Annotated in this window: 9 protein-coding genes and 1 pseudogene; 7 read left to right on the top strand and 3 right to left on the bottom strand. The window is 73.1% G+C overall.

Annotated elements, in window-relative coordinates:
• Positions 1-34 precede the first annotated feature (34 nt).
• Together AB0I69_RS28005 and AB0I69_RS28000 are read right to left on the bottom strand one after the other, a co-directional pair.
• Positions 35-937, bottom strand: a complete 903-nt coding sequence (locus AB0I69_RS28005) for an alpha/beta fold hydrolase (RefSeq protein WP_363098466.1) — start codon at positions 935-937, stop codon at positions 35-37.
• Positions 934-1,683, bottom strand: a complete 750-nt coding sequence (locus AB0I69_RS28000; RefSeq protein ID WP_363098465.1) for a sulfotransferase family protein — start codon at positions 1,681-1,683, stop codon at positions 934-936. The genes AB0I69_RS28005 and AB0I69_RS28000 overlap by 4 nt, the downstream gene beginning before the upstream one ends.
• Positions 1,684-1,996: 313 nt before the next feature.
• Here AB0I69_RS28000 and AB0I69_RS27995 point away from each other — a divergent pair, with 313 nt between their 5' ends.
• The 7 genes from AB0I69_RS27995 (at position 1,997) to AB0I69_RS27965 (ending at position 15,443) form a co-directional block, all read left to right on the top strand.
• Positions 1,997-5,320 (top strand): amino acid adenylation domain-containing protein, encoded by a 3,324-nt coding sequence (locus AB0I69_RS27995; RefSeq protein WP_363098464.1) that lies wholly within the window; start codon positions 1,997-1,999, stop codon positions 5,318-5,320.
• A complete protein-coding gene (locus tag AB0I69_RS27990; RefSeq protein WP_363098463.1) occupies positions 5,317-7,653 on the top strand; it encodes an acyl-CoA dehydrogenase family protein in 2,337 nt (778 codons plus the stop codon). The genes AB0I69_RS27995 and AB0I69_RS27990 overlap by 4 nt, the downstream gene beginning before the upstream one ends.
• A 275-nt stretch (positions 7,654-7,928) precedes the next feature.
• Positions 7,929-8,150, top strand: a complete 222-nt coding sequence (locus AB0I69_RS27985) for an MbtH family protein (protein ID WP_363098462.1) — start codon at positions 7,929-7,931, stop codon at positions 8,148-8,150.
• A complete protein-coding gene (locus AB0I69_RS27980; protein ID WP_363098461.1) occupies positions 8,147-8,929 on the top strand; it encodes an alpha/beta fold hydrolase in 783 nt (260 codons plus the stop codon). The genes AB0I69_RS27985 and AB0I69_RS27980 overlap by 4 nt, the downstream gene beginning before the upstream one ends.
• Positions 8,926-10,812, top strand: coding sequence for an amino acid adenylation domain-containing protein (locus AB0I69_RS27975; protein WP_363098460.1), 1,887 nt, complete (start codon positions 8,926-8,928; stop codon positions 10,810-10,812). The genes AB0I69_RS27980 and AB0I69_RS27975 overlap by 4 nt, the downstream gene beginning before the upstream one ends.
• Before the next feature lie 23 nt (positions 10,813-10,835).
• Positions 10,836-12,104 (top strand): MFS transporter, encoded by a 1,269-nt coding sequence (locus AB0I69_RS27970; RefSeq protein WP_363098459.1) that lies wholly within the window; start codon positions 10,836-10,838, stop codon positions 12,102-12,104.
• A 120-nt stretch (positions 12,105-12,224) separates the two neighbouring features.
• Positions 12,225-15,443 carry an amino acid adenylation domain-containing protein gene (locus AB0I69_RS27965; protein WP_363098458.1) on the top strand — a complete coding sequence of 1,073 codons (3,219 nt, stop codon included), beginning with the start codon at positions 12,225-12,227 and terminating at the stop codon, positions 15,441-15,443.
• Positions 15,444-15,507: 64 nt separating this feature from the next.
• Here the strand turns inward: AB0I69_RS27965 and AB0I69_RS27960 are convergent.
• A pseudogene (locus AB0I69_RS27960) lies at positions 15,508-15,651 on the bottom strand (IS5/IS1182 family transposase); the annotation flags it as partial.
• Positions 15,652-16,112 lie beyond the last annotated feature (461 nt).

Below are 16,112 nucleotides of genomic sequence, written 5' to 3'. Positions count from 1 at the left end.
CACTCCAGGTTGTCGGGTTGCTGTGGCTCGGATGTCAGATCGAGGCGAGGGTCGCGGCGACGACCTCGGCGACCCGCCGCACCACCGGGTCCCGCAGGACGCCGAAGTGGTCGCCGGGCACGGTGACGACGTCGAGGTCGGGCCCGTCGCACAGGGCGGCCCACGGTTCGGGGCGGGCCGGCGAGTCCGCGGCGCGGATCATCGTGACCGGGCCGGTGTGCCGCGCCGGGCGGTGGGCCCGCATGACCCGGGTGGCGCGTGCGAACACCCGGTACTTGATGTGCAGATCGGCGGCGGACAGCCCCAAGTCCTGTCCGTTCAGCCTGAGTTGGAGCATGGCCGAGGCCAGCGCCTCCGTCGCCGGGAGCTCCCAGGTGGCCGGGGTCAGCGCCTCGTGCCCTTCCGTACCGCTCCAGCCCAGCAGGTCCTCCACGAAGGCCCGCAGAGTCTCGGCCGGCGTCCAGGCCCCGGCCTCCTCCGGCCATGGCGCCGAGTCGATCAGGACGACGGGCGGCGCCGGCCGGTCCGTACCGGCGGACCACTGCCGCGCCATCTCGTGGGCGACGACCCCGCCGAACGACCAGCCCGCCACGGCCGCGGGCGTACGCAGCCCTTCGGCGGCCAGCAACTCCCGGTAGTGCCGGGCCAGTTCGGCGAGGGTGGGCTCGGGGCCCGCGCCGTCGAGCAGACCGTCCGCGGCGAGCGCCCAGACCGCCCGCCCCGGCGGCAGCCGCCTGCCCAGCTCGGCGTAGCAGAAGACACCGCCGCCGATGGGGTGGACGAGGACCAGCGGATCTCCCGCGCCGGGCGCACCGTCCCTGAGCACGACCACACCCCCGCCGGCGGCCCGGCGGCTGCGCATCAGCTCCAGCAGCGCCCGCTTCGTCGGCGACAGCTCCTCGGCCCCGGCCGGCGGTGCGGTACGGGCGCCGCTCACGCCCCCACCGCGATCCGGCGCTCGAAAAGGTACGCGTAGAACGGAAACTGCTCGGCGTGGATCTCGGCCAGATAGGCGTTGCTCTCCACCGTGTCCGCGTAGTTCTTCTCGCGCCGCACGAATCCGGTGCTCTCGCTCGCGTCCACGTGCCAGCGTTCCGTCTTGCGCCATTCCGACGGCACGCCGGACCGCCACGTCAGCGCGTCGGCGCGGAAATGCAGGCCGATGCGCTCGCAATAAGAACGGACCGTCGCCTCCGGGTGATCCAGCAGATTGTCGGAATCGACGACGACCGGGGCCTCACCCTGCGCTTTCTCCACGGCCGTGTACAGCTCGTGCAGCCGGGAGAATCCGATGTCGGCGCGGTCGAGGTCGGGATTGAGGGCGTAATGGGACGCGATCACCTCCGCCGGATCGCGGATGATGAAGGTGTGCGCGCTCTCGCGCAGGAATTCCTCGTCGGCCAGCACCCCCGGATAGTGGAAGTCCGTGGTGTCCTTGAAGAATACCGGCCGCTCCGCGCCCAACTCCCGTATGGCGCCGATGAGTTCGAACTCCGTACGCACCGTGCGCCCGGCTATCTCGAACTCGCCGAAACCCGCCAGAACGGAGAACGGCTCATGCAGGACGACGAGGTCGTCGCGCTCCATCATCATCCGCAGGAAAGCGGTGGACCGGGATCTCGGGGCACTCCACAGAGCGATGATCCGCGGTTGCTCCCGGACACTTTCGCTGTCATCAGTCATTTCCGACCCGCTTCCCCGGAAGTCCGATAGCCGTGACGCGCGGCCTCCACTGTTCGCCGCGCCGGGATCATGCTAGACGGACGGAACGCCGAAAGGAACACCGCAGAAATACTTACGCGGCCCTCCTTTCCGGGTAGGCGTCATGATTACCCCGGGGGTAATCCTCATGCTGAGAAAACATCCTCGGACTGGGCTTTCCTCATCCTTCTGCGTACTGGGGATTCAACACGCAGATGAAGGTGCGGGGGAACCCTGGAAACTACTCTGGAAAACAATTGGGGCCCGTCGGGCAGCAGGCTTAAGGAGATCCACGGTGAGTGAGTTGATCGAAAGGCTGGCGCGCCTTCCGGAAGACCGAAGGGCCGAGCTGCTGACCCGGCTGCGGGCGGGCGCCCGGCAGACCTCGGCGGCGCGGCCGGTGCCGCGCCGGACGGCCGGACCGGCGCCGCTCTCCCACGGCCAGCAGACCCTCTGGTTCCTCGACCGACTGGCGCCCGGCCGGGCCACCTACAACGTGGGCACCGCGTACCGGATCGGCGGCCGGCTCGACATCCCCGCGCTGCACCGGGCGCTGGCCTCCGTCGTCGCGCGGCACGAGGTGCTCAGGACCGGATTCCGTGAAGAGGCGGGCGAGGCACGCCAGTTCGTCGTCCCCGACCTCGTGGCGGCGCTCCCCGTGCGGGACCTGCGGGGAACGGACGAGCCGGAGGCCGAGGCCGAGCGGATCGCGCTGGCGCTGGCGCGGGCTCCGTTCGATCTGGCGCAGGCCCCCTTGTGGCGGGCCGAACTGCTGCGGCTGGCCGACGACGAGCAGATCCTGCTCCTCGTCGTCCACCACGCCGTCTTCGACGGCTGGTCCGGCGGGGTGTTCGCGCGGGAACTCGCCGCCTACTACGCGGTCGGCACCGGCGACACCGCCGCCGCCGACCGGATCGAGCCGTTGCCCGTCCAGTACGGCGACCACGCGCAATGGCAGCGCGACCGCCTCACCGGCGACCGCCACCGGCAGCTCACCGGCTTCTGGCGGGACACCCTCGCGGGCGCGCCCACCCTGGAACTGCCCGCCGACCGGGCCCGGCCGGCCGAGATCTCCTACCGCGGCGCCTGCCGCACGGCCGCGCTGCCATCGGATACGGCCGAGGCCGTCGACGAGCTGGCGAGGTCGGCCGGGACCACGCCGTACGCGGTCCACCTGTCGGCCTTCCTCCTGCTGCTGCACCGGTACACCGCCCAGGACGACCTGGTGATCGGGACCCCGGTCGCCGGCCGCGACACCGTCGAGGCCGAGAACCTCATCGGCTTCTTCGTCAACATGCTCCCCCTGCGGGCCGACCTCTCCGGCGACCCCACCTTCCGGGAACTGCTGGACCGGGTCGCCGCCCTCACCCGGGACGCGCTCAGCCACGCCGAACTCCCCTTCGACGCACTGGTGGAGGCGGTACGCCCGCGCCGCGACCCGTCCCGCTCCCCGGTCTTCCAGGTGGTCTTCGCCTTCCAGAACGCCGGCTCCCCGCTCACCCTGCCGGGCCTCGACGTCGACGAGCGCCTCATCGACCCGGGCACCTCGCGCTTCGACCTGAGCTGGAGCGTGGTGACAGCGGCGGACGGCAACGTCGAGGTCGCCGTCGAGTTCAGCACCGACCTCTTCGACCCCGAGACGATCGGCCAGTTCCAGTCGGCCTACCGGGAACTGCTCGCCGCGGTCACCCGCGACCCCGGGTGCCGCGCCTCCCACGCCCCCCTCATGTCCGCCGAAGACCGCGACGAACACCTCACCCGCTGGAACGGCCCCGCCCTCGCCGTCCCGCCCCTCTCGATCCCGGCCGCCTTCGAACGCCACGCCCGCGCCACCCCGGACGCGACCGCCCTGGTCACCGGGGACGAGCAACTGACGTACGGCGAACTCGACGCCCGCGCCAACCGGCTGGCCCATCTGCTGCGGGAGCGCGGGGTGACCGCGGGCGGCCGGGTGGTGCTGTGTCTGCCGCGTACCGCGGACCTCGTCACCGCCGTCCTCGCCGTGCTGAAGGCCGGGGCCGCGTACGTCCCCGTCGACCCGGCGTACCCGGCCGCCCGGATGACGGCGATCCTCGACGACGCCGGACCGGACCTGGTCGTCACCCACGGGGATCTCGCGCACCGGCTGCCGGCGGACAGCACCGGGACGCTGCTCCTCGACCGGTCGGCGGACCTCCTCGCGAGCCTGCCTGCCGACGCCCCGGCTCAGGGCCCGGCCCCGGCCGACCTCGCCTACGTCCTGTACACCTCCGGCACCACCGGCGTCCCCAAGGGCGTCCTCGTCGAACACCACTCGGTGGTCGGCTTCGTCGAGGCGGCGCGCGAACTGTTCGAACTCACCCCGGCGGACCGGGTGCTCGGATACGCCGCCGCGAACTTCGACGTGTCCGTCGGGGAGATGTTCAACGCGCTCCTGACCGGCGCCCGCCTCCACCTCGCCACCGACGCACAACGGCTCGACGTCGACGCGCTCCAGCACCTGATCGAGAGCGCCGGCATCACCGTGACCGACCTGCCTCCGACCGTCATGGCGCTGCTGAACCCGGAACGCTTCCCCGCCCTGCGGATCGTGTTCGTCGGCGGCGAGGCGTTCCCCGGCGAACTCGTCAACCGGTGGAACCCCGGCCGGCGCTTCTTCAACGGCTACGGCCCGACCGAGTGCACCGTCACCATGGTCGTGCACGAGTGCGAGGGTCACTGGACGTCGTCCCCGCCGATCGGCCTGCCCATCGCCGGCCACGTCGCCCACGTCGTCGACCGCCACCTCGAACCCGTCCCGTACGGCGTGGCCGGGGAACTCCTCATCGGCGGCGAGGGGTTGGCCCGCGGCTACCTCGGTGCCCCCGGACTCACGGAGGAGAAGTTCGTACCCGACCCGTTCGGGTCCACCCCGGACGGCCGGCTCTACCGCACCGGCGACCTGGTCCGCCGCCGCCGCGACGGCGGCCTGGTCTTCCTCGGCCGCATCGACAAGCAGGTCAAGATCCGCGGACTGCGCATAGAACTCGGCGACGTCGAGGCCGCGCTGGCTGCCGGCACCGGCGTGGACCAGGTCACCGTCGTCCCCTGGACCGACCCGCGCGGGGACCGCCACCTCGTGGCGTACGTCGCGCCCGACACTGTCGACGTCCCCGGGCTGCGCACCGAAGTGGGGCAGCGGCTGCCCCGCTACATGACCCCCTCGTACTACGTGACCCTGCCCGCGCTGCCCCTGACGATCAGCGGGAAGGTCGACCACCGGGCCCTGCCCGAACCGGAGCCGGACCGGGCCGGCGAGGCCGCGCACACGGAACCCGGGAACGACACCGAACGCACCCTCGCCGAGGTGTTCGCCGGACTCCTGCGGCGTGAACGCGTCGGCGTCGACGAGGACTTCTTCGAACTCGGCGGCAACAGCCTCCAGGCCGTCGCGCTGATGTCCCGGATCACCGCGCTGTTCCAGGCGGCCGTGTCGCTCTCGGAGTTCTTCCAGGCGCCCACCGTCGTGGGACTCGCCGCGCTCGTCGACGGCTCGCGCGCCTCGGCCGGGGCCGAGGACGACCTGATGGCACGGATCGAGCAGATGTCCGAGGCCGAGGCGGCCCGACTGCTCCAGGCGGAGAGCGGAGCGGCACGATGACCGTCGACGAACTCCCCTGCACGGCGGCGCCGGACCGCACCTCGCCGCGCGCCCAGGTCCGGACGGCCCTCGCCGAACCCGAGGTCCGGGAACTCCTCGACCGCCTCGCCGCCCCCGGCGTGCGCGAGCCCGACGTGCGCCCGCTGTACCGCGCCCTCGGCCGGCGCGGCCTGCTGGCCGTCAACTGGCCCGAGGAATACGGCGGCCGCGGCCTGGGCCTCGCCGACGCCGCGGCGGTGGCCGAAGAACTCGTCCGCGCCGGAGTCCCCGACACCCTGCACGTCAACTCCGTCCAGATCGTCGGCCTGTTCCTGCTCATGGCCGGCACCCCCGAGCAGAAATCCCGCCACCTCCCCGCGCTGGCCGACGGCACCGCCTTCGCCAGCGTCCTCTACACCGAGCCGGGAACGGGCTCCGACCTGGCCGCCCTGGAGACCGTCGCGACCGCGTACGACGGCGGGTTCGAGCTGACCGGCACCAAGTCGTTCAGCCTCAAGAGCGACATCACCGACATCGCGCTGTGCGCGGCCCGCACCGGCGAGCCCGGGGGCCGCTACCGGGGAATCACCCTCTTCCTCGTCGACCTGCACGCGCCGGGCGTCCGCCGCGAGGTCGTCCACGGCATCGCCGACGAACAGTTCCACCGGATCACACTGGACGCCGTCCGGGTCCCGGCCGCCGACGTGATCGGTCCCGTCGGCGGCGGCTGGCCGCTGCTCACCAAAGCGCTCGCCGTCGAACGCACGGGCCTGGACTACTCCCTCAAGGCCGAACGCTGGTACGCCGGCGCCCTCGCCGAACTGCGCGACAGCGCCGCCGCCGAGGAGAACCTGGCGGAGATCGGCCGGTACGGCGCCGAGGTCGAGGCGGGGCGGCTCCTGTCCTGGGACGTGATCGACGGGATCGCCGCGAGCACCGGTACCCCCGACGACGTCGCGACGGCCACCGCGAAGTATCTGACCAGCGAGACGGCCCAGCGGGTGGCCTGCTGGGCGAACGGGCTGACCGGTGGACCGCCCACCGTCCGGTCGGCGGTTCTCGAAGCGGCTTACCGGGAGGCGCCGGGCCTGACTCTGTCGGCGGGCACCTCCGAGGTGATGCTCCAGATCATCGCGTCGGCGGGTGCCCAAGAGGCACAAGGTGTCCAGGCCGACCGGCCCGGCGCCGATCCGCTGCTGCGCCGGCTGCGCGCGGCCGTCCGTGACCGGCTCGGGGCGGCGGTGCTGGGCCGCGACCAGGACACGGCGCGGGCGGTGCACGGCCCTGCCGCTCTGCCCGGCGCCAGGTGTCCCGGCTGGCCCGCGCTGGTCGAACTCGGGGTCCCCGGCTTCGACGCGCCGACGGAGGCGGGCGGGTTCGATCTCGGGCTGGGGGCTTCGGCGATGGTGTGCGAGGAACTCGGGCGGCATGCGTTGGGCGGCCCCTACCGAGACGTGGCCCTGGCCGCCGACCTGCTGCGTATCGCCGCCCCGGGGTTCCAGAAGTGGCCGGCCGGTCTGGCCGGGGGCACCATCACCGCCGCGGCCGGCGCCCCCGACCCCGGGCACGCTCCTGCCATGGCGCCGAACGGCAACGGCTGGGAGATCTCCGGCACTTGGGCGGTCGATGACGCGGATGCCGACGTGCTGTTGCTGACGTTGCCCGCGGGTGCGGGTACGGGTGCGGGTACGACGCCGGGCTCCCGCGAGCCGCTGCTCACCGGCGCCGCCGAGACCGTCGTACTGCTGCCCCGGGACCGGCCCGGACTGCGGTTCGAGAGGACGGCGGACGGCACGGCCCGGCTGCGTCTCGACCGTGTGGCCGTACGGCGGGAGGACGCCGTACCCGTCCCGGACGGCCTGCTCGCGCGGCGGAGGATCCGTCAGGCGGCCTACCTGCTCGGCGTCGCGACGGGAGCCCACGCGGAGGCGAGCGCCTATGCCGCGCGGCGGCGGCAGTTCGGTGTGCCGCTCAGCGACCATCAGGCCGTCGCCTTCGCCCTCGCCGACCTGAAGGCCAGGCTGATCGCGGCCGGCCTGGTGGTCCGGCGGGCCGCGGCGCTGGCGGACCAGGGCCGCACCGGCGCCCGCGCGGCGGTCGACGCGCTCGCCCTCACCGCCGAACTCGCCCTGGACACCACCCGGACCGCCGTCCACGTCTGTGGGGTCCACGGCCTCACCGCGGAACTCGGCGTCCAGCGCCACTACCGGCTGGCCCGCGTGGAGGCGGTCCGCATGGGCCCGCCGCAACGGCTGTGGCGCGAGGCGGCCCGGCTGCGGCTGACACACGCGGCTGCCGACCTGGACCTGCTGACGGACCTGAACTTCACCGCGCGGGGCCCGCACACGGGCTGAGCCGGGGGCGACCCATCAAGATCGTGCGGCGCCTCCCCGGCCTGCGGCCCGACCCCGGCCTGCGGCCCGACCCCGGGCCGACCCGCCCTGCCCGACCCGGACCTGCTGCCCGACCCGCGCTTCACCGCCCGGCCCGCACACCGCCCGACCCGACCTGGCCCCTCCGGCCGACCCCACCGCCCCTGCCCGTACGCCAGTTGACCCGACCCGTGCTTCACCTCTCGCCCCGCGCACCCGCTGATCCCGCCTCCCCGACCCCTCTCAGGAGCCCCGCCATGCCCCCTTCCCTCCCCGTCCCCGCCCCCGATGCCCCCTATCTGGTGGTCGTCAACTCCGAGGGCCAGTACTCGATCTGGCCTGCGCGGCGCCCCGTCCCCGACGGCTGGCGGGCGGACGGCCGGGCCGGTACCGAGGCCGAGTGTCTCGACCGCATCGCCCGGATCTGGACGGACACCCGCCCGCTGAGCGCCCGTACCTTCGCGGGTACCGCCCGGTGACCGGGAGCCCGTGCCCGGATGTCGCGGAGCTGCCGGACGGGACGGAGGCCGTGGTCGTGGCATTCCCGCACGCGGGTGGTTCGGGGGCGGTCTACCGGGGGTGGCAGCGGGAGCTGGGGCCGCGCGTCGCGGTGCTCGGTGTGACCCACCCCGGCCACACCGGCCGCTTCACGGAACCCCTGCTGGACACCTGCGCGGAACTGGCGGACGAGGTGGCCCCCCGCCTCACCGCCCGCCCCGACCTCCCGCTGGTCCTCTTCGGCCACAGCATGGGCTCCCTCGTCGCCTTCGAGGTCGCCCGGCGCCTGGAACAGCGGTACGGGATCAGCCCCGCGCACCTGTTCGTCTCGGGATCGCCGGGACCGGGGATGGCGGCGCGCGCGACGGCGTCGTACCGGCTCACCGACGAGCAGCTCATCGCGTGGCTCGAAGAGATGGGCGGCTGTGACGAGGCGGTCGCGCGGGACCGGGAGCTGATGGCGTTCCTGCTGCCGGTGCTCCGGGCGGACCTGCGGGTCGGCGAGACGTACCGGCCGTGGACCGGGACCGGCGTGAGCTGTCCGGTCACCGCGCTGACCGGCGCCCAGGACCCCTCCGTCACCACGGCCGAGAACCGGGCCTGGCAGAAGACGACCCGCGCGGCCTTCCGCCAGCGGATCTTCCCCGGCGGCCACTTCTACCTGCACGAGGAAGCGGCCCGGGACGTCGTCGCCACCGTACGCCGCACCATCGAGGACTCGTACCGACTTCCCACCGAGCACAAGGAATTGACGTCATGACTGTTTCAGGTGTGTACGGGGCCTTCGCGAGGGTCGCGAGTCGGTGGCCGGAGCGCACGGCGGTGTCGGACGGCACCCGCTCCCTGACCTACGCCGAACTGGACCTGGCGGCAGCGGAGTTGGCCGGCAGACTGCGCTCGGCCGGCGCCGGCCGGGGCACGCTCGTGGGGCTGTGCGCGGACCGCGGCGTCGGCCTGATCGCCGCCATGCTGGCGGTCCTGCGCACCGGCGCCGCCTACGTCCCGATGGACCCCGGCTACCCCGACGAACGCCTGCGGCTGACCCTGAGCGACGCCGGCTGCGGCATCCTCCTCGGCGACCCGGGACTCGACGAACGGCTCGGCGTCCACGGCATACCGTTCCTCACGGTCGAGCCGCCCGCCGCCGGGCACGAACCGGCCGCGGCACCCGAGCCGGTGTGCGCGACGGACGCCGCCTACGTCATCTACACCTCGGGCTCGACCGGCCGCCCCAAGGGCGTACGGGTCACCCACGCCAACGTCCTGCGCCTGTTCTCCGTCACCGAGGAGAAGTTCGCCTTCGGCCCCGACGACGTGTGGACGATGTTCCACTCGGCGGCCTTCGACTTCTCCGTGTGGGAGATCTGGGGCGCGCTGCTGCACGGCGGCCGGCTGATCGTCGTCCCGTACGCCGTCACCCGCGACCCCGACGCCATGTGGGAACTGCTGCGCACCGAGCAGGTCACCGTCCTCAGCCAGACCCCGACCGCCTTCACCCACCTCATCGCCGCCGCCGGGTCCGCCGGGTTCCCCGCGACGTCCCTGCGGACGGTGGTGTTCGGCGGCGAGGCCCTGCACATCGCGACGCTCCGCCCGTGGATCGACCGGTACGGCACCGACGCGCCGAGCCTGATCAACATGTACGGCATCACCGAGACCACCGTCCACGTCACCCACCGCCCGGTCACCCCCGCCGACCTCGACCGCCCCGGCAGCCCCATCGGCGCCCCCCTGGCCGACCTCACCCTGCACCTGCTGGACGACCGGCTCGAACCGGTGCCGGACGGCGAGACCGGCGAGCTGTTCGTGGGCGGCGCGGGCGTCGCGGACGGCTACCTCAACCGGCCGGAGCTGACGGCGCAGCGCTTCCTGCCCGACCCCGCGGGCGGCGGCGGACGGCTCTACCGCACCGGAGACCTCGCGGTCCGCAGGCCCGACGGCGAGCTGGAGTACCGGGGGCGCCGCGACCACCAGGTCAAACTCCGGGGGTTCCGGATCGAACTCGGCGAGATCGAACGGACGCTCACGAACCACCCCCAGGTCGCCGCCGCGGCCGTCGTACTGGACGAGACCGACCCCGGACACCCCCGGCTCGCCGCCTACCTCGTCCTCGCCCCCGGCGCCGACCGGGACGCCACCGAGCAGGACCTGAGCGACCACCTCGCCCGGCACCTGCCCCCGCACATGGTCCCCGCCACCTCGACAGTCCTCGCGGCACTCCCGCTCACCCCCAACGGCAAGCTCGACCGCGCGCAGCTGCCCGCACCCGACCTCGCCCGGGCGACGGCCGAGCCCGAGGACGGGCCGCGGGGCGAGATCGAGACGTCCGTCGCCGCACTCTTCGACGAGGTACTGGCGTGCGGCCCGGTCGCACGGCACCGCGGCTTCTTCGACCTCGGCGGCGACTCCCTGCTGGCCGTGCGCCTGATGGCCCGGCTGCGGCGCGCCTTCGCCGTGGACCTCTCGATCCGGGCCCTGCTCGACGCCCCCACCGTCGCCGGCCTCGCCCAGGCCGTCGTCGAGGCGCTCGTGGCCGGGATGGACGAGGAGAGCCTGGGCGAGTTGCTGGCCGCCGAGGAGAAGCGAGATCTCGACCCCGGCGACCCCGCCCAGCGCACCGACGCGCCAGCCGTACAGGCCTGACGAACCCCTCCCAGAAGGACACCGTGACCACCGCGCGAGAACCAACGTTGCTGCGGCAGCACCCCTTCCGCCTGCTGTACGTGGGCCAGACCTCCTCCGTCATCGGCGACGCCATCGTGCCCATCGCCCTCGCTTTCGCCGTGCTCGACCTCACCGGCTCGGCGTCGGTGCTGGGCATCGTGCTCGCCGCGCGCATCGTGCCCACCGTCGCCCTCCTGCTGGTGGGCGGGGTGATCGCCGACCGGGTCGGCCGCCGGAGCCTGATGCTGGTCTGCGACGTCACCAGGTTCTGCTCCCAGCTCCTGCTGGGCACCCTGCTGCTCACCGGCCACGCCTCGATCACCACCATGATCGTGCTCCAGCTGGTCGCGGGCACCGCCGCCGCGTTCTTCCAGCCGGCCGCCACCGGACTGCTCGCCGAAGTCGTCGCACCCGGCGACCTCCAGCGCGCCAACGGCATGATGGGCCTCAGCGAGAACATGGCCTGGACCCTCGGCCCCGCCATCGGCGGCATCCTCGTCTCGTTCGTCTCTCCCGCAGCGGCCCTGATGGCCGACGGGCTGACGTACGGGATCAGCGGTGTCGCCCTGTACCTCCTGCGCCTCCCGGTGAAGCCGCGCGGCGCGGACGGGCCCGCCCCCTCGATGATCCACGAACTGCGCGAGGGATGGCAGGAGTTCAGGTCCCGCACCTGGCTGTGGACCCTCGTCGCCTGGTGCGGCGGATTCCACCTCCTCGTCCTGCCCGCCTGGCAGGTCTTCGGCCCCTCGGTCTCCAAGGCCGAACTGGGCGGCGCCCCCGCCTGGGCGGTCATCACCACCTGCGCGGGCCTCGGCTCGATCCTCGGCGGCATCATCGCGCTGCGCATGCGCCCCCAGTACATCCTGCGAAGCTCGTTCATCCCGCTCGGCCTCTACGGCCTCCAGCTGCTCGCGCTGGCCGTCGCCGCCCCCGTCCCGCTCATCGGCGCCGCCGCCCTGGTCAGCAACATCGGCCTGTCCATGTTCAACGTCTTCATGGTGACGGCGATGCAGCAGAACGTGCCGGTCGCGGCGATGAGCCGGGTCAGCTCCTACGAGTGGCTGGGCAGCATCGGGCTGCTGCCGGTCGGGCAGGCGCTGATCGGGCCGGCCGCGCTGGTCACTTCGCCCACGACGATGCTGATCGTCGGTGCCGTGTGGATGTTCTGTACGCCGGTGCTGCTGTACGCGGTGCGTTCGGCGCGGGATCTGAGGGCGGTGAGCGAGAGCGTGCCGGACGCACCGGATGCCCGGGCCGCCGCTGTCGGCTGAGTTCCCGCGCCGGTCTTCATCGGCTGCCGCTGTCGGCCTTCGCTGTCCGCTTTCCCCCCGGCCCTGTCCGCACCACCCGCCGAAGCCGATCGCCCACCCCAGAGAGATGAGTTGGCACAGATGAACAGCATTCGGAGCACCGGACAGCAGGACCTGCTCAACACGGTCGCCGACGCCGCACGCCGGCACCCGGGACGGCCCGCGGTGATCGACCGCGCGGGCACGACCACGTACGCCCACCTGATGGCCCGCGCCCGGCAGTGGTCCGAGGACTTCCGGGCCCGGGGGGTGCGCCCGGGGGACCTGGTCGCCCTGCTCCTGCCGCCGGGGCGGGACGCGATCGCCGCCGCGCTGGCCGCGTTCATGGCGGGCGCCGCCTACGCGCCGATCGACCCGGCGCAGCCCGCGCGGCGGATCGGCCGGATGCTTCAGGGGTGCCGCCCCGCGCTGTGCCTGTCCGTCGCGGGTGCGGACGTCGACGGCCGCCCGACCGTGGCGCCGGAGCAGCTCGCCGGGGGCTGGGCGGACGACACGACGACGCCGCTGGACCTCGCGGATGTCTCGCCGTTGCCGGACTTCCCGACCCGCCCGGCCGACGTCGCGTACGTCATCCACACCTCCGGCTCCACCGGGAACCCGAAGGGCGTGCAGGTCGAGCACCACGGCGTGCTGGAACTGATCGACGACTTCGCGGACCGGGCCCCCGTACCCGCGGTCCATCGCGGCGCCGCCTGGTCCAGCCCCGACTTCGACGCCTCCATCTGGGAGGTCTGGCCGGTGCTGACCCACGGCGGCACGGTCGTCGTCGTACCGGAGGAGGACCGGCTGGACGCGGCCGACTACCTCGCCTTCCTCGACCGGCACGCGATCCACACCGCGTACGTCCCGCCGTCCTTCCTGCCCGACCTGCTCGCCCGGACGGCCGCCGACCCCGTGTTCTGCCGCGAACTGACCCGCCTCATGGTCGGCGTCGAACCGATCCCGCTCGGCCTCCTGCAGGACCTCATGCGCCACCGCCCGGGACTCACGGTCGTGAACGCCTACGGCACCGCCGAGACCACCGTGATCTGCGCGGTGTTCACGGTGCCGAGGACCGGCGGGGACCCGCTGGCCCGTACGCCCATCGGCACCGCCGTCAAAGGCAGCCGGCTCGCCGTGATCGACGGGACGGGCGCGCCCTCGGCCGACGGGCACGGCGAACTCGTCGCGATCGGCGGGTGCGTGGCCCGCGGCTACCTCGGCGCGAGCGGCGAGGCCGCGGCACGGTTCTTCACCTGGCCGGACGGCGAACGGGCCTACCGCACCGGCGACCTGGTCAGCACCCTCCCGGACGGCAACATCGTCTTCGGCGGTCGCGCCGACCGCCAGCTCAAGGTCCGCGGCTACCGCATCGAGCCGGGGGAGGTCGAGGCCGCCGTCCACGCGGTGATGAACGTGCAGGAGGTCGTGGTGGGCGCGCGGGATCTGCCGGGGCACGGTCCGGCGGTCGTCGCGTACCTCCGGCCGCGGCCGGGAGAGGTTCCGGACGAGCGGGCGGCACGGGCCGCGCTGCGCGAACGGCTGCCCGCGTATGCCGTGCCGGCGGCGTTCGTGCTGGTGGAGGCGGTGCCGTTGACGAAGAACGGGAAGACGGATCACGCGGCGTTGGGCGCGCTTCCGTTGCCTGGTTCGGCTGCGGGGTCTTCGCCGCTGGGCGGGCTTCCGCCGTCCGGTTCCGTCGCGGGGTCCTCGCCGCTGGGTGGCGGTGCCACCGTCCTGGACCTCGTGATCGGCAGCTGGCAGGCCGTGCTCGGCGCCGTTCCGGTCGCGGCCGGGGACGGGTTCGTCGATATCGGCGGCACCTCCCTCAGCGCCGTCCGCGTGGCGTCCCGGCTGCGGGAGCTGACCGGCCGCCGGGTCAGCGCGGCGGACGTCCTCACCACCGCCGACGCCGGCGGGCTCGCCGCACGTATCGAACAGGCGCCGTTCGCCGAGGCACCGGCGGCGCCCGCCGCCGCGAAGGGTGCGGTACGGGGGCCGCTGAGCCCCACGCAGCTCGCCATGTGGATGCACGAGACGGTCACCGACAATCCGGAGCTGTACATCGAGAACGCGTGCTTCGAGCTGCGGGGACCGCTGGACGCCGAAGGCCTGGCGACCGCTCTGGAGGCGACCTTCGCCGCTCACCCCGTGTTCGGCTCGACGGTGCTCGCGGACGGTTCGCTGCCGGTGCAGCAGCTCGGTGTTCACCGGATCGGGGTGCGGCGGGTGTCCGCCGCCGAAGTGGGGGGCGCGGTGCGGGCGGCCGACACCGGAGCGGTCGATACGGCGTCGGCGGTCGACGCGTTCGTCCTGCGCGAGTCCCGTACGGGCATCGACCTGACCGGCGGCCCCCTCACCCGCTGCCTGCTGATCACGGTGGCCGAGGACCACCACGTCCTGCTCTTCGTCTGGCACCACCTGGTCGTGGACGCGGTGTCCTTCCAGGTCTTCCTCGGCGACCTGCGCAGCCGCTGCGCGGACCCCGCCTTCCGCCCGGAGCCGTCCCCGGTGACCGCCTGCGACCTGAACGCGCTGGAGATCGCGGCCCTCGACCACCCGGCCACCCGCGCCAGGGCGGCTGAGGCGGTGACCCGCCTGAAGGGCGTGGAGCTGCTCCCGCTGGCCGTCCGAAGGACCGTCATCGACGCGGGGCACGGCCCCGCGGCTGGAGCAGATGCGTCCGGCCTCCCGGTCGAGATCACCTTCGGCACCCCCTTGCCCGCACCCACCGCAGCCGGCCGCATCGGTACGACCCTCCCCGCGCTGCTCTCGGCGGCGTTCCAGCGCGCGGTCGGCGAGACCCTGGACCTCCCGGAGTTCCCGCTGGGCATGGTCACCGCCGGCCGCACCGAGAACAACTCCTCCCGGGCGACCGGCTGCTTCGTCAACACCGTGCTGCTACGCGCCGACGGCGACCCGCACACCGCACCCGAGCCCGCGATCCTCGCCGCCGCCGGACAGCTCGCGCAGGCGGTCTCGGAACAGGACCTCCCCTTCAGCGCGGTAGCCGCGGAACTCCTGCGTGACGTGATCCCGCGCCCGCGCAGCTTCCCGGAGATCTGTCTGAGCATGAGCACGGCGATCCGGCTCGAACTGCCAGGGGTCACGTGCGTACGCCGCCGGCTGCGGCAGCCGCAGCCGAAGTTCGATCTGGCGCTGATCGTCGAGTACGCGGAGGGTGGTCTGTCGGGTGAACTCCATTACCGCAGGCAGCTGATCGACGACGCCACCGCCGGACGTGTGGTGGCGGCGTTCGCCGGACAGCTGTCGGCACTCACGGCGGGTATCGCGCCCACGACTGCGGAACTCGTCCGATGAGCGGTCGGCGGTCGCCGCGGCATCCGGGAGCATCTGAGCGCAGTGCGCGGTGCAGCTGCACCGGGTCCTTGCAGAACCGCTTGCGTTGCCGGACCGTAAGCAACGGCCTGGGGTGGTCGATGCGTTCGGCCGCGGACTTGGGCACCCCGAGCAGCAGGGTCAGTTGACGCAAGGTCAGGTTCGTTGGCCGGCAGGCGGCGACCAAGACGTGCGGCGGCCCTGCGTACGGCCTTTGGCCTGCGTCTGCCGGACGGCCACGTCGGCGCCCACGAACACACCGAAGAGCTGCGCCGCGACAACACTTCTACCGACCACAGCGTGTACGGGACGACGACCAGCGCCAGGAAAACGCGCCACAACGCTGTCACTGCGTAGGCGACGTCCACGTCGAGGTGGCGAAGGCTGGGGACCTTTCACAGGCTTGGGGCGGAGGGGCGGGCGTTTGTCCCCGTAGAGGAGGTATTCCGTTCGAAAGGTGCGATATCCGGGATATGGATCGCTTTTGAAATCGGCCGGGAGTATGGCGGGCGCGGAAGTCGAAGCGGCCTCTGTTTCTGCTCGTTCAGTCGGGGCGTAGATGAATTTCTCCACCGTCCGCTGCCGTGGGGGCAGCGTGCTTGGGTTCGCCCCGGAGCTTTCGGCGCGGGCCTGCGCGCGGCCCTCGGGGAC

The organism is Streptomyces sp. NPDC050508 (assembly GCF_040655155.1).
Lineage (GTDB): Bacteria > Actinomycetota > Actinomycetes > Streptomycetales > Streptomycetaceae > Streptomyces.
This window is presented reverse-complemented; position numbering and strand designations above follow the sequence as displayed.

What these genes read in the sequence shown, in the direction of transcription:
- AB0I69_RS28000 (WP_363098465.1), bottom strand. Translation starts at nt 1,683, where the DNA reads ATGACTGATGACAGCGAAAGTGTCCGGGAGCAACCGCGGATCATCGCT.
- AB0I69_RS27990 (WP_363098463.1), top strand. Translation starts at nt 5,317, where the DNA reads ATGACCGTCGACGAACTCCCCTGCACGGCGGCGCCGGACCGCACCTCG.
- AB0I69_RS27985 (WP_363098462.1), top strand. Translation starts at nt 7,929, where the DNA reads ATGCCCCCTTCCCTCCCCGTCCCCGCCCCCGATGCCCCCTATCTGGTG.
- AB0I69_RS27975 (WP_363098460.1), top strand. Translation starts at nt 8,926, where the DNA reads ATGACTGTTTCAGGTGTGTACGGGGCCTTCGCGAGGGTCGCGAGTCGG.
- AB0I69_RS27965 (WP_363098458.1), top strand. Translation starts at nt 12,225, where the DNA reads ATGAACAGCATTCGGAGCACCGGACAGCAGGACCTGCTCAACACGGTC.